1 protein-coding gene is annotated in these 570 nt (G+C 65.4%); it reads left to right on the top strand.

Annotation, left to right across the window (positions count from 1 at the left end; all coding sequences use genetic code 11):
• On the top strand, positions 1 to 438 hold a 438-nt coding region (locus tag ACU8YC_RS25840), incomplete at its 5' end, for an anti-CBASS protein Acb1 family protein (RefSeq protein ID WP_446896087.1).
• Positions 439 to 570: the final 132 nt, after the last annotated feature.

Consider the following 570-nt stretch of genomic DNA (forward strand, 5'->3'; position numbering starts at 1 on the left):
TTCGTGGAGACCGGGCGCCCGATCATCCAGAGCATGCTGGGCTTCGTCCAGTTGCACCTGTTCGGTGAGGTCGACCCAGAAATCACCTTCGCGTTCGAGCCCCTGTGGTCCATGTCGGACAAGGAGCTTGCCGAGGTCCGGAAGATCGAGGCCGACACGGCGGCCGTCTACATCGACGCTGGCGTGCTCGACAAGGATGAGGAGCGCAAGCGGCTCGCGGATGATCCCGAGTCCACCTATCACGGTCTGGACCTGAACGCGGTCGTAGAGGAGCCGAAAGGCGAGGGCGACCTTGCCGACGTGGACGAAGGCGACGATGATGCCGGCTCGGCGGTCATGAGCCTCTTCGACCGCGCACCCGAGCAGCGGCATGATCGATCTGAGCCTGGGCGAGATGCTGGAACTCGCCCGCGAGGCCGAGCTTCAGAAGCGGCTTGAGGCTGACGGCATAGCCCCGGTGGAGGGCAGGCCCGTCACAATGCCCGAGGATTTGCGTGGCAAGCTCGGTGAGGCCAACAAAGGGGAGCGGGGCGGTACTGCGCCCGATCCATCCCAGCGCCGGCCTTGAGG

The sequence above is a fragment of the Citrobacter sp. VF227 genome, from assembly GCF_052950715.1.